Raw genomic sequence first — 12,331 nt, forward strand, 5'->3', positions numbered from 1 at the left:
CTGCCCGGCCCCGTATCGCTTGGGCGCATGAAGCTCATCATCGGCAACAAGGCCTATTCGTCATGGTCGCTGCGCGGCTGGCTCGCGTGCAAGCAATCAGGGCTTGCGTTCGAGGAAGTCGTGGTCCCGCTCTACGACGAGGAATGGGACAAGCGCCGCGAAGGCGACGAATTTGCGCCGTCCTCTGGCAAGGTACCGATCCTGTGGGACGGCGACGCGGTCGTGTGGGACAGCCTCGCGATCGTCGAATATCTTTCGGACAAGGTCGGGCGTGACCGTTTCTGGCCCGCGGACGAGGCGGCGCGCGCGATGGCGCGGTCGATGGCGGCGGAGATGCATTCGAGCTTCGCCGCGCTGCGCCGCAAGCACAGCATGAACATCCGCCAGATCTACGCGCCCAAGCGCCCCGACGACGACGTGATTGCGGACCTGTCGCGAATCATGGAATTGTGGGCGCAGGCGCGGGCGCGCTTCGGCGGCAACGGCGACTTCCTGTTCGGTGATTTTGGCGCGGCCGACATCATGTTCGCGCCCGTCTGCACGCGGATCGTCACCTACTCGTTGCCCGCGCCGCGCTTCGCCGCCGCGTATATCGCCGCGGTGCTGTCGCATCCGTTCATGCAGGACTGGATCGCGGGTGCGCAGGCGGAGGACTGGGTGCTCGAACAATATGAGCAGCCCGCGGCGTGAACGAACGGGTAAGCCGCGTCGACGTCGTCACTCTCGCCCGCGCGCTGGTCGACGCGGAGAGCGTGACGCCGGCGCGGGGGCGCGTGTTCGACGTGCTCGAGGCCGCGCTGGTGCCGCTCGGCTTCGCGGTCGATCGGTTCATGGCGGGAGAAGCCCCCGACGGTCCGGTCGAGAATCTGCTCGCGACGCGCGGGTCGTGCACGCCGCATCTCGCCTTCGCCGGCCACGTCGACGTCGTGCCCGCGGGCGATGGCTGGACCAGCCCGCCGTTCGCGAGCGAGATACGCGACGGATTGCTCTACGGGCGCGGCGCGGTCGACATGAAGGGCGCGGTCGCCGCCTTCGTGGCCGCAGCGGGCGGATATGCGGGCGACGGGCAGATCACGCTGATCATCACCGGCGATGAGGAAGGTCCGGCGACCTACGGCACTGTCGCGCTAATCGAGCGGATGCGCGCGCGTGCGATCGCCCCCGACCTGTGCATCGTCGGCGAGCCGACCTCGGCGACGCGACTGGGCGACACGATCAAGATCGGGCGGCGCGGGTCGGTCAACATCTGGATCGAGGTGCCCGGGCGGCAGGGCCACGTCGCCTATCCGCACCTCGCCGACAATCCGATCCCCCGGCTGATCGCGGCACTGGCCGAGCTGGACGCGCTGGTGCTGGACGAGGGCAATGACTGGTTCCAGCCATCGAACCTCGAGGTGACCGACATCACCGTCGGCAATCCCGCGACCAACGTCATACCCGCCACGGCGAAGGCGCGGATCAGCATCCGCTTCAACGACGAACACCGCGGCGCCGCGCTGGCCGACCGGGTGGGCGAGATCGTCCGCCGCCACGCGCCCGGCGCGATCGTCACCCCGCGGATATCGGGCGAGGCGTTCCTGACCGAACCGGGCGCGCTCTCCGCGATGCTGTCCGCCGCGGTGTTCGACGAGACGGGGATGACGCCCGAGCTGTCGACCACCGGTGGCACGTCCGACGCGCGCTTCCTTCGCGCACTCTGTCCCGTCGTCGAGTTCGGGCTCCTCAACGCGACGATGCACCAGCGCGACGAGGCGGTGGCGATCGACGACCTTCACGCCCTCACCCGCATCTACACCGGCCTGATCGATCGGGCGCTCACGCTGGCGGGGTAGCGCAACCTGGACCCGCGTTGCTCGTTCTCCAAGCTCAACATAGGTTAGCCGAGGGACCGCGAATGGCTCAGCAGGACGAGAGCGACACCATCAAGGTTCTGCGCGGCGTCGTCGCCGGCGCGATAGCGGGCGCGGTGGCCTCTTTCGCGATGGACCGATTCCAGGCGGTGGTGACCGCGCTCGCCTCCTCCGACGATGATGGTGCGCAATCGGAGCCCGCGACCGAGCAGGCCGCCGACGCGGTCGCGCAGAAGGTAGCCGGACGCGAGATCGCCGACGCCGACAAACCGCTCGCCGGTCAGGCGATCCACTACGCGCTCGGCGTCGGGCTCGGCATCGCCTACGGCATCGCGGCGGAGTTCCGCCCGTCGCTGACCGCGGGCTATGGCACGGGCTTCGGCGTCGCGACCGCGACACTGCTCGACGAGGCGGCAGTGCCCGCGATGGGGCTTGGCAGCGCGCCGTGGCATACCGATCTACCGACCAACATCTATTCCTACGCCTCGCATCTGGTGTTCGGCGCGACGAGCGAGTTGGTGCGGCGGCAGGTCGCCGACACACTTCGCGCCTGAACACGTCCGAGCGGGACGGGCACTTCTAAGGAGCGATCATGACCGAATACACCAAGACCGAAGAAGCGATCGCGCGGCTGACGCCCGAGCAGTTCTACGTCACCCAGCAGAGTGGCACCGAGCGGCCGGGCACGGGCGAGTATCTCTACAACAAGAAGGCCGGCATCTACGTCGACGTGGTCTCGGGCGAGCCGCTGTTCGCCTCGGCGGACAAATACGAGTCGCACTGCGGCTGGCCGAGCTTCACCAGGCCGATCGAGCCCGCACGCGTCAACGAACTGTCCGATCGCACCCACGGCATGGTCCGCACCGAAGTTCGCTCGGCGGGTGGCGACAGCCACCTCGGCCACGTGTTCGACGATGGTCCGCGCGACCGCGGTGGCCTGCGCTACTGCATCAATTCGGCCGCACTCCGCTTCGTGCCCAAGGAGCAGATGGAGGCGGAAGGGTATGGCGCGTATCTCGATCAGGTCGAGGACGCCTGACGCGTCAGCGCTTTCGGCGAAGAATTATGTACAAGGCACCCGCGCCGCCGTGGCGCGGGTGTGCGTTGCGGATCGCCGCGATCGCGTCGGTGTGACGCGACAATTGCAGCCAGTCGCCGATCGCCGCACGAATTGCGCCACGCGCGTGCGGGCGCTCGCTTTCCTTTCGCGGTGGGCGACCGGTAACAAGCAGGATCGTTCGCTCACTCTGCCTGATCGCCTGATCGAGTTGATGGTCGAGCATCGCGTGCGCCGAGGCGAGTGTGTGGCCGTGCAAGTCAATCGTCCGATCGGGCGCGATCATGCCGGTCGCCAGCTTTCGATCCCAGCTGCGATCGAGCGTGTTCGCGCTCGTGCGCGGCGCCGGCGCCGCGACGCGCGCGGGTTGGGACGGCATCAACGCCGGCACTACCGCCTTAGCCTTGACCGGCTTCGGCGCAGCGATCACGACCGGCGCGGGTGCAGGCCGCTCGGGGCGGAGCGGACGCACAGTCGAACGGACCTGCGCCCAGGCGCTTGCCTCCTCAGGGGCTAGGCGTCGTCCCACCGGCCGCTCCTCCGCTGCGCAGGCGATCCACCGTCCCGACCGGAAGCAGCAGGAACGCGGTGCCACGCGCGCTCATGCCGCCGGCAATCGCGCGCGCGTCGGCCCCTGCGCCCCAGAACGTGTCGAAGCGATTAGCGCCCTTGATCGCGCCGCCGGTATCCTGGGCCACCCAGATGCCGTTCGCATCGACGCGGTCCATCGACAATAAAACCGGCGCGCCGAGCGGGATGAACTTCGGATCGGCCGCGACGGTCGCGCCACCCGTCACCGGCAGGCCCAGCGCACCCAGCGGGGCACCATCGAGCACGCGGAAGAACACGAAACTCTTGTTCTCGCGCATGATGGCGCGGCCCTCGTCCGGGTGATCGTGCAGCCACTGCACCACCCCCTGCATCGACGCCTGGTCGGGGCCGATCAGCCCGCGCGCGCGCATCAGCGCGCCGATCCCGGTATAGTCGCGCCCGTTCTGCGTGTCGTAGCCGATCCGCAGCAGCGAGCCGTCGGGCATACGAACGTTCCCCGAGCCCTGTACCTGGAGAAAGAAGAACTCCACGGGATCTACCGCGTAGCCGAGCACGCGCGCGCGGCCGTTCAGCGCGCCTTCCTCAATCTGCGTACGATCGAAATAGGGCACGAACTTTGTACCGTCGACGCGCCCACGAATCTTCTTGCCCGCCAGATCGGCGGAGAAGGCGCCGAGATCGACGTCGATCAGGTCGCTTGGCCGGGCGTAGATCGGTGCGTAGCCCGTGCGCTCCTCGCGCGAGCCACGGATTTCGGGGATGTAATAACCCGTCGCATAGGCGCGGCCGTCGCCGACCTGAACGGGCTCGAGATAGCGGCGGAAAAAGTCGGGGGCCTGCGCGGGCGCGGTCGTCGCGGCGGCGGTACAGGCGGGTTGCCAATCGGACGGAGCCGCCAGTCCCGACTGATCGGCACGGCGCACGAGGCTGGGGCAAGAGGTGCGAAACGCCTGTAGCGCAGCAGCCGCGTTCTCGGGCGACAGCGGCAGCGCGCTCCAGTCAACACCGTGCACGACGCCGGCCTGCGCCGCCGTCGATGCGCCCGGCACTGACACGGCGGGCATCGGCAGGATCGGCGTCGCGGCGACGGGCTGACGCGGGCCGGGTTCCTGATAACGTTGCGGCTGGTCGCGATCCCGCTCGCGCGGTGGCGGCGGAAGCGTGCCCGTGTTTGCACGAGGCGGCGGCGTCACGCCGCCCACGCACGCCGACAGCGCCAGCGCACCCGCCAGCGCGGCTACCCCCCGTCGGTACATCACGCCTCGTCGGTGTCCGCGAGCATCCAGTTCGGGTCGGCGCTCTTGAGCGTCCGCGTGAACGTCCAGACATCGTGCGTCTGCACCGCGTCACTGAGCGACCCGGCGACAAGATTACCCTCGGTGTCGCGCGTCACCGCGGCGATATCGGCATCGAAGCGAACCGCGATCTGCGCCTGGCGCCCCTCGACCGACGCCGAGACGATCGTCGCGCACTCGATCGTGACCAGCCGGTTGTCGAGAACGTGCCCGGCATCGCGCCGCGCCTCCATCGCTTCGACGAACGCCTGCCGGACGTCTGGGACAACCAACTCGGCGAGCGCATCCTCGTCGCCGCGCCAGAACGCCTCCAGGATCATCCGGTACGCCGCCTGCGATCCATCGACGAACCGGCTGACATCGAAACCGGGCTCGGCCGCGGCGACCGCGCGCAGCCCGGCCTCTGCACCGTTGTCGAACGGTCGGACGGTCTGCCCGCGCACGTCGGGCACGTTGTCGACGGTCCGCGCCGGGGCGACCGCGGCGACACGCTCCTCTGCCGCGCGGGGCAGCGATTGCTCGTGCCCGCCGCGCTTGCCGAGGACCGAATATAAGCGAAGCGCCAGAAACGCGGCGACAATCGCGAGCAGGACAACGTAGAACACCGGGCCTCCGATCAGCAGACGCACAACATAGTCTGCGCCAGTCGGAACTTCAAATCGCCGAGCGGGCACGTTGTATCCGTCTGACCGCACTGCTAGGCGCGCGGCATTTGGCGCGCCAAGCGCCCCGACACGAGGATCAGGATCATGGACGAGCAGGACAACGGCGGCATGCAGGGTCAGGACCCGTTCGCGAACGGTGCCGATCAGGCGCCCGCGGCGGGCCTCATCTCGCAATATGTCAAGGACTTGTCGTTCGAGAACCCGAACGCACCCGCGATTTATCAGAATGAGACTGCACCGGAGATCAACGTCCAGTTCGACATTGGAGCGAGCCAGATCGGCGAGGAAGTGCACGAGGTCGTGCTGAAGATCGAGGTCCGCGCGACGTCGAACGGCCAGACCGCGTTCATCACCGAATTGAGCTACGCCGGGCTGTTCGGCCTGCGCAACATCCCCGCCGAGCACATCCAGCCGTTCCTGCTGGGCGAAGGCCCGCGCCTGTTGTTCCCGTTCGCGCGCCGCGTCGTTTCGGACGCGATCCGCGACGGCGGTTTCCCGCCGCTGGTGCTCGAGCCGATCGACTTCAACGCGCTGTTCCTTCAGCAGGCGCAGCAGCAGGGCATCCAGTTCGGCGACGGTCAGGTCGGCCACGCCTGAACAGACTGACGGGCCGGGGGCACGCTAATCCATGAACCTGGCCCGTGCGCTCGGCTCGGTCGGCGGACTGACGCTTGCCAGCCGTGTGCTGGCGCTCGTCCGCGACACGTTGCAGGCGACCTATGTCGGTGCGAGTTTCGCCTCCGACGCCTTTTTCGTCGCGTTCCGCCTGCCCAACATGTTTCGCGCGCTGTTCGCGGAGGGCGCGTTTTCCGCGGCGTTCATTCCGCTGTTCAATCGCAAGGTTGCGGAAGGCGGCGGGACCGCGGCCGGGGTCAATTTTGCCGAGCGTGCGCTCGCCCTTCTGTTCCCGATCCTGGTCGCGTTCACCGCGATCATGCTGCTCGCCGCTTATCCGATCACGTGGGGGCTATCGGGCGGGTTCGAGCGACAGCATCCTTCCCCGACGCAATTCGCCTTCGCGGTAACGCTGTCGCGTTTCACCATCCCCTATCTGACACTCATCTCGCTGGTATCGCTGCTCGGCGGCATATTAAATTCGCTCAACAAATTTTGGGTCAATGCCGCCGCGCCGATCCTGTTGAACGTCGCGATGATCGCAGGCCTACTCTTCTTCCACGGTGACAACGCGTACGAGACCGCGCGCGTACAGGCGATCTCGGTGACTGCAGGCGGTGCACTGCAGCTCCTGTGGTTGATGTGGGCGTGTCGCCGCGCGGGCGTCTCGCTGCGGCTGCGCTTTCCGAAGCTCGACGACGACGTGAAGCGGCTGATGAAGCTGATCGTCCCTGCCGCCGCGGGCGCAGGGGCGGCGCAGATCAACTTGGCGATCTCGACCGCGCTCGCGGGCGGGTTGCTGTCGGCGGGGTCGATATCGGCAATCTATTATGCCGACCGGCTCAACCAGCTGCCGCTCGGCATGATCGGTATCGGGCTGGGCACCATTCTTCTCCCCGTCGTCTCGCGCCTGCTGAGCGAAGGACGTGAGGCGGAGGCGATGGAGACGCAGAACCGCGGGTTAGAGCTCGCGCTGTTCCTGACATTGCCCGCCACCGCCGCGTTCGTCTTCGCAGCCGAGCCGATCGTGCGCGGATTGTTCCAGCACGGCGCGTTCGACGCCGCCGACACAACGCGTGCCGCGCTCGCGCTGTCGGCCTTCTCGATCGGGCTGCCGAGCTACGTCTTGGTCAAGGTGCTGACGCCGGGCTTCTACGCGCGTGCGGATACGAAGACGCCGGTACGACTCGCCTTGTGGTCGGTCGGAATCAACCTCGTCGGCAATCTGATCCTGATCCCGCTGCTCGGCCACTATGAGATCGGCCAGGTCGGGCCCCCGCTCGCCACCGCACTTGCCTCGACGGTCAATGTCGCCTCGCTCTACGTGACCCTCGCGCGGCGCGGACATTTCACGCTCGACGCGCAGGTGCGGCGCAAGGTGCCGCGGCTCGCGATCGCCGCCGCCTTGATGGGTGCGACGCTGCTGCTCGTCACACCGCAGATCGATCCCTATCTGACCGGCAGCATCGTCAAGCGCGGGCTCGCGCTCGCGGTACTGGTCGGCGCTGGCGTGCTCGTCTACGTGCTCGCCTGTTTCGCGACCGGCGCGTTCCGCGTGGCCGATCTTCGTTCCCTTCTTCGCCGCAGAGCCTCTTCCCGATGACGAATATGCGTGTCGTTTCCGGCATCAAGCCGACCGGCAATCTCCACCTCGGCAATTACCTCGGCGCGGTGAAGCAATGGGTCGCGATGCAGGACCAGATCCTGTCGCAGGGCGGCGAGACGATGTATTTCATCGCGGACCTGCACGGGCTGACCGAATGGATCGCCCCCGCGGAGTTGCGCGCCAACACGATCGAGATGACCGCGACGCTGGTCGCCGCCGGGATCGATCCCGAACGCTCGATCCTGTTCAACCAGGCGCGCGTGCCGCAGCACAGCGAACTGTCCTGGTTGCTCAACAACGTCGCGCGCGTCGGCTGGCTCAACCGCATGACGCAGTTCAAGGACAAGGCGGGCAAGAATCGCGAAGGCGCGAGCGTCGGGCTGTACGATTACCCGGTGCTGATGGCCGCCGACGTCCTGCTCTACAACGCGACGCACGTGCCGGTCGGTGAGGATCAGAAGCAGCATCTCGAACTCGCGCGCGACATCGCGACCAAGTTCAACGCCGATTACGCGACCGAGCTGTTCACGCTGCCCGCCCCGCTGGTCAGCCAGGCCGCGCCGCGCATCATGAGCCTGCGCGACGCGGGCGCGAAGATGTCGAAATCGAACCCGTCCGAGCAATCGGTCGTGAAGCTGATCGATTCGGACGAGGTGATCGCGGACAAGTTTCGCCGCGCGAAGACCGATCCAGACCTGTTGCCGGAGACGTGGGAAGAACTCGAGGGGCGCGCCGAGGCACGCAACCTTGTCACGATCTTCGCCGCGCTCGCGGATCGCGCCACCGCGGACGTGGTGGGGGAATATGCGGGCAAGGGCTTCGGGCAATTCAAGCCGGCACTCGCCGATCTCGCGGTCGCCAAGCTCGCGCCGATCCGCGACGAGATGACGCGGCTGCTCGCCGATCGAAGCGCGATCGACGCGATCCTGGAACGCGGCGCCGAACGCGCGCGTGATCTGGCCGCCCCGGTCCTTCGGCGCGCGCAGGAGGCGATGGGGCTGCTCGTCTGAGGCGATGAGGGGCGATGAGGTGGCGTGTCGCGCCAGATATTAGCGTCTGGCTCGGACTGATGATGACCGGCAGGAAATAAACCGGACAAATACAGCTGCTTATCGGATTGGCACGGCACGTGCTGAACGATCCACATTGAGGCCACGGCCTCGCCAATGCGGAGCGAACATCATGAACCGGGAACAACAGCAGTCCGCCGCAACTCCCGCGCGGGACAGCATTTTCGGCGTCTGCGCTGCCATCGCGGGCGACTTCGGGTTCAATCCCCTGTGGTTGCGTCTCGCGATCGGCGCGGCGCTGATGTGGAACCTCGAGGTAGCGCTGGCGTCCTACGCGGCACTGGGCGTCATTGTGTTGGTCAGTCGACTGGTGTCACCCGATCCGCGCGTGCGCACATCACAGACTGCCATGCCGACACCGCTCGCGGCGGAAACGCAGCAAAACAACGAACCGATCGACCTGCCACGCGCCGCTTGAGCGGTGTCAGGACTCGAGTTGATGGATCAGCGTACGCACCGCGCCGTCGACGTCGCGGTCGGTGTCGCGCAATTCCTCGATCCGGCGGACGGCGTGAATGACCGTGCTGTGATCGCGTCCGCCGAACTTGCGGCCGATCTCGGGCAGCGAGCGCGTCGTCATCCGCTTGGCCAGATACATCGCGATCTGGCGAGGACGCGCGACGGCGCGGGCGCGACGCGCGGAGAGCAGATCGATCTGCTTGATCTCGAAATGCTCGGACACAACCTTCTGGATCTCATCGATCGTCACGCGCCGCTGCGCACCGCGCAGCGTGTCGCCCAGCACGCTCTGCGCGAAGCCCAGGTCGATCACCTCACCGGTGAGCGACGCATAGGCGACGACGCGGTTGAGCGCCCCCTCGACCTCGCGGATCGATGACGCGATACGGCACGCGATCATGTCGACGACGTCGGCCGGGACGGTCGCGTCGGGCAGTTCCACCAGACGCTGCGCGAGCACCGCGCGGCGGAGTTCAAGCGTCGAGCCTTTGACGTCAGCGACCAAGCCGGCGCTCATGCGACCAAGAATACGCGACTCGACGCCGTCGAGCGCCTGCGGTGCACGATCAGCCGAAATCACCAGCCGCTTGCCCGCAGCCATGATCTCGTTGATCGTGTGGAAGAATTCTTCCTGCGTCGCGTCCTTGCCCGCGATGAATTGCAGGTCGTCGATCAGGAGCAGGTCGCACCCGCGCAGACGTGACTTGAAGGCGTGGGTGTCCCGCGCGCGCATCGCGGCGACGAAATCGAACATGAACCGCTCGGCCGACATGCACAGGACGCGCGCGTCGGGGCGCGCGTCGAGGAACGCGTGGCCGATCGCGTGCATCAGGTGCGACTTGCCCTGCCCCGTGCCGCCGTGGATGAACAGCGGGCTGAACCGAACCGGGCCGGGCTCCGCGAGAGCCCGCGCGGCATTCAGCGCGACGCGGTTCGACGCATCGGCGACGAAGCGGTCGAAGGTGTAGCGCGGATCGAGCACCGGACGCTCGATATGGAGCGATGCCTCGGGTGCCGTGGGGCGTGGCGCCGCGGCCGGTAGGGCGGCCGCGAGATCGAGCAACGGCGCGGCGGGTGCGATCGGTCGCTGCACCGGCGGCGCCGCCGTGATCGCCACGACGTCGGGGGCGGACGAGGCGCGACGTGTCTCGATCGATACACTGCGTACGCCCGGCAACAGCGCGCGAAACTCGTGCACCAGCCGCTCGGCGTAGTGATTGCGCACCCAGTCGGTCATGAACGCGGAGGGCAGCGCGAGCCGCACGTCCTCGCCATCGCACGGCTCCACCAGCGACATCGGCGCGAGCCATTGATCGAACAGGCGTGCGCCCGCGGACAGGCGCAGATTGGCGCGGACGCGGGCCCATGCCCGGCCCGTGTCGCTCAATCCCGCCTGATCTCCGCCTTGCCGCACGCACACGTCTCCCACGGCCGCGAGCACGGGCTCACGACACGCCACATTCAAAGGTCAGAACTGCCCATCGCGGTCCCCACCACGCTGGGTCGCCAAGCTGATCCGTTTCCCCCAACCGAGCGATCGTCGGCCTGGAGCGACAGGATTAGGAACATGGACGTGAGTCGATCAAGTCCGTCCGCGGACACAAAAACGAAATAAAGCGGATTGACACCAAATTCGGCGCTGAAACCCGTCGGATTTCTGATAAGCCACTATAATCGCGGTACTTTTGTCATTCATGCCTGATCGGGAGATGGCGAATCGCGGACTAAGCGTGCTTTTTTCAAAGCGTCGCCACGACCGGTCGTTTCGCGACGCCAAGGTTCCCGCCGATATCGACCGGGCATGAAAAAAGGCTCGCCGGATCACCTCCGACGAGCCCTTGAACTTGCGTGAACGCGCGTCAGGCGAGCGCGGACAAACGCTTCGTCAGGCGCGAGAACTTGCGCGACGCGGTGTTCTTGTGAAGCACGCCCTTCGCGACGCCGCGCGCCAGCTCGGGCTGAACCGCCGCCAGTGCCGTCGTCGCCGCAGCCTTGTCACCGGACGCGAGCGCTGCCTCGACCTTCTTCACGAAGGTGCGGATACGGCTGACGCGGGCACCGTTCACTTCGGCCCGGCGCTCGTTGCGGCGGATGCGCTTCTTGGCTTGTGGCGTGTTCGCCATGTAGGTCCTCTGATCTGCTGAAAACGTTGATAAAGGGCGCGGGAACAGCCCGCCTCCCTCTTGAAGGTGCCGCGCATAACGATACCCGACCGAAGCGTCAACTCTTCTGGCGACCGGCGCGCGACCGCGCGCGCTGACAGGCCGGACACCAGAAGGTCGATCGACCGCCCTCGGCGTAGCGCGCGACCGTCCCGCCGCACCCGCACGGCTCGCCCTCGCGACCGTAGACCGCGAACTGCTTGGAGAAATAGCCGAGCTCGCCGTCCGGTCGCGCGTAATCGCGCAGCGTCGAGCCACCCGCCAGGATCGCCGCGTCGAGCACGAGGCGGATCGCGTCGACCAATCGTGCGAGGGCGGCAACGCCGATATCGCCCGCCGCGGTGTGCGGGTCGATCCGCGCATCGTACAGTGCCTCGCAGACGTAGATATTGCCGAGCCCGGCAACCACGCGCTGGTCGAGCAGCGCCAGCTTGATCGACGTCCGCTTGCCCGCGAGCGCGCTGCGGAGGTAGCGGGCGTCGAACGTGGGATCGAGCGGCTCGGGCCCGAGCGTTACAAACGCGGGGAACGACGCGAGTGCGTCGGTCGCGATGAGGTCGACCGAGCCGAACCGTCGCGCATCGTTGAGCGCCAGCCGGCGCCCCGCACCCGTCTCGATCACGAGATGGTCGTGAAGCTGCAATTCCTCGGGATCGACGCGCCAGCGACCCGACATGCCGAGGTGAAACACCATCGTGTCGCCGCGATCGGTCGAGACCAGCCCGTATTTGGCGCGACGATCGATCCCGGTCACGCGCGCGCCGGTCAGACGCTGGCGCAGATCGTCGGGGAAGGCACGACGCAGATTGGCGCGGCGCGTCTCGATCGCGGTGATCACCTGATCCTGCAGAACGGGGCGCAGGCCCCGCACCGTTGTTTCAACTTCGGGAAGCTCTGGCACGCCAGCGAGCTAGGTTGCGTTTGCCCGACCGGCAAGGCTTGGCTAGAGCGGCGGCGCTGCCCGATCGAGGGCGGCGCGCGGGCCCGGATCGTTTCCGGC

The 12,331-nt window shown here is 67.3% G+C and carries 14 protein-coding genes; 8 read left to right on the plus strand and 6 right to left on the minus strand.

What is annotated here, in order from left to right; translation table 11 throughout:
• The first annotated feature begins 27 nt into the window (after positions 1-27).
• From KZ810_RS09305 to msrB, 4 genes are all read left to right on the plus strand, one after another.
• Positions 28-690 carry a glutathione S-transferase family protein gene (locus KZ810_RS09305; RefSeq protein ID WP_219768810.1) on the plus strand — a complete coding sequence of 221 codons (663 nt, stop codon included), beginning with the start codon at positions 28-30 and terminating at the stop codon, positions 688-690.
• On the plus strand, positions 687-1,832 hold the full coding sequence (dapE, locus tag KZ810_RS09310) for a succinyl-diaminopimelate desuccinylase (RefSeq protein ID WP_219768811.1): 1,146 nt from the start codon (positions 687-689) through the stop codon (positions 1,830-1,832). Before KZ810_RS09305 ends, dapE begins: the two co-directional genes overlap by 4 nt.
• 62 nt (positions 1,833-1,894) lie before the next feature.
• Entirely contained in the window at positions 1,895-2,404 is a 510-nt protein-coding gene (locus tag KZ810_RS09315; RefSeq protein WP_219768812.1) for a DUF1440 domain-containing protein, read from the plus strand.
• Positions 2,405-2,442: 38 nt separating this feature from the next.
• Positions 2,443-2,889 (plus strand): peptide-methionine (R)-S-oxide reductase MsrB, encoded by a 447-nt coding sequence (gene msrB, locus KZ810_RS09320; protein WP_219768813.1) that lies wholly within the window; start codon positions 2,443-2,445, stop codon positions 2,887-2,889.
• 4 nt (positions 2,890-2,893) lie between these two features.
• Here the strand turns inward: msrB and KZ810_RS09325 are convergent, their stop codons facing one another.
• From KZ810_RS09325 to KZ810_RS09335, 3 genes are read right to left on the minus strand one after another with little or no spacing between them, the layout of a single operon-like run.
• Positions 2,894-3,436, minus strand: a complete 543-nt coding sequence (locus tag KZ810_RS09325) for a Smr/MutS family protein (RefSeq protein ID WP_219768814.1) — start codon at positions 3,434-3,436, stop codon at positions 2,894-2,896.
• Complete coding sequence (mltA, locus tag KZ810_RS09330; protein ID WP_219768815.1) at positions 3,414-4,715, minus strand: murein transglycosylase A; 1,302 nt, start codon at positions 4,713-4,715, stop codon at positions 3,414-3,416. Before mltA ends, KZ810_RS09325 begins: the two co-directional genes overlap by 23 nt.
• Positions 4,715-5,359: a Tim44/TimA family putative adaptor protein gene (locus KZ810_RS09335; protein ID WP_219768816.1), complete on the minus strand. Its 645-nt coding sequence runs from the start codon at positions 5,357-5,359 to the stop codon at positions 4,715-4,717. Before KZ810_RS09335 ends, mltA begins: the two co-directional genes overlap by 1 nt.
• 144 nt (positions 5,360-5,503) lie before the next feature.
• On the opposite strand from KZ810_RS09335, the gene secB reads away from it, so the two are divergent.
• From secB to KZ810_RS09355, 4 genes are all read left to right on the plus strand, one after another.
• Complete coding sequence (secB, locus tag KZ810_RS09340; protein WP_219768817.1) at positions 5,504-6,016, plus strand: protein-export chaperone SecB; 513 nt, start codon at positions 5,504-5,506, stop codon at positions 6,014-6,016.
• A 31-nt stretch (positions 6,017-6,047) separates the two neighbouring features.
• A complete protein-coding gene (murJ, locus tag KZ810_RS09345) occupies positions 6,048-7,637 on the plus strand; it encodes a murein biosynthesis integral membrane protein MurJ (protein WP_219768818.1) in 1,590 nt (529 codons plus the stop codon).
• Positions 7,638-7,642: 5 nt separating this feature from the next.
• Positions 7,643-8,650: a tryptophan--tRNA ligase gene (trpS, locus tag KZ810_RS09350; RefSeq protein ID WP_219768819.1), complete on the plus strand. Its 1,008-nt coding sequence runs from the start codon at positions 7,643-7,645 to the stop codon at positions 8,648-8,650.
• A gap of 172 nt (positions 8,651-8,822) precedes the next feature.
• The gene (locus KZ810_RS09355; protein WP_219768820.1) at positions 8,823-9,128 is read left to right on the plus strand and encodes a PspC domain-containing protein; all 306 of its coding nucleotides are present in this window, start codon (positions 8,823-8,825) and stop codon (positions 9,126-9,128) included.
• Positions 9,129-9,134: 6 nt separating this feature from the next.
• Here KZ810_RS09355 and dnaA read toward each other — a convergent pair whose 3' ends face one another.
• From dnaA to mutM, 3 genes are all read right to left on the minus strand, one after another.
• Positions 9,135-10,589, minus strand: a complete 1,455-nt coding sequence (dnaA, locus tag KZ810_RS09360) for a chromosomal replication initiator protein DnaA (protein ID WP_219769066.1) — start codon at positions 10,587-10,589, stop codon at positions 9,135-9,137.
• 439 nt (positions 10,590-11,028) lie between these two features.
• Positions 11,029-11,292 (minus strand): 30S ribosomal protein S20, encoded by a 264-nt coding sequence (gene rpsT, locus KZ810_RS09365; protein WP_019514925.1) that lies wholly within the window; start codon positions 11,290-11,292, stop codon positions 11,029-11,031.
• Between the two features lie 97 nt (positions 11,293-11,389).
• Entirely contained in the window at positions 11,390-12,232 is an 843-nt protein-coding gene (mutM, locus tag KZ810_RS09370) for a bifunctional DNA-formamidopyrimidine glycosylase/DNA-(apurinic or apyrimidinic site) lyase (RefSeq protein WP_219768821.1), read from the minus strand.
• Between the last annotated feature and the right edge of the window lie 99 nt (positions 12,233-12,331).

It is taken from the genome of Sphingomonas citricola (assembly GCF_019429535.1).
Lineage (GTDB): Bacteria > Pseudomonadota > Alphaproteobacteria > Sphingomonadales > Sphingomonadaceae > Sphingomonas > Sphingomonas citricola.

Excerpts from the sequence above, each read along its gene's own strand:
- KZ810_RS09305 (WP_219768810.1), top strand. The coding sequence starts at position 28 with ATGAAGCTCATCATCGGCAACAAGGCCTATTCGTCATGGTCGCTGCGC.
- KZ810_RS09315 (WP_219768812.1), top strand. The coding sequence starts at position 1,895 with ATGGCTCAGCAGGACGAGAGCGACACCATCAAGGTTCTGCGCGGCGTC.
- msrB (WP_219768813.1), top strand. The coding sequence starts at position 2,443 with ATGACCGAATACACCAAGACCGAAGAAGCGATCGCGCGGCTGACGCCC.
- mltA (WP_219768815.1), bottom strand. The coding sequence starts at position 4,715 with ATGTACCGACGGGGGGTAGCCGCGCTGGCGGGTGCGCTGGCGCTGTCG.
- secB (WP_219768817.1), top strand. The coding sequence starts at position 5,504 with ATGGACGAGCAGGACAACGGCGGCATGCAGGGTCAGGACCCGTTCGCG.
- murJ (WP_219768818.1), top strand. The coding sequence starts at position 6,048 with ATGAACCTGGCCCGTGCGCTCGGCTCGGTCGGCGGACTGACGCTTGCC.
- trpS (WP_219768819.1), top strand. The coding sequence starts at position 7,643 with ATGCGTGTCGTTTCCGGCATCAAGCCGACCGGCAATCTCCACCTCGGC.
- KZ810_RS09355 (WP_219768820.1), top strand. The coding sequence starts at position 8,823 with ATGAACCGGGAACAACAGCAGTCCGCCGCAACTCCCGCGCGGGACAGC.
- rpsT (WP_019514925.1), bottom strand. The coding sequence starts at position 11,292 with ATGGCGAACACGCCACAAGCCAAGAAGCGCATCCGCCGCAACGAGCGC.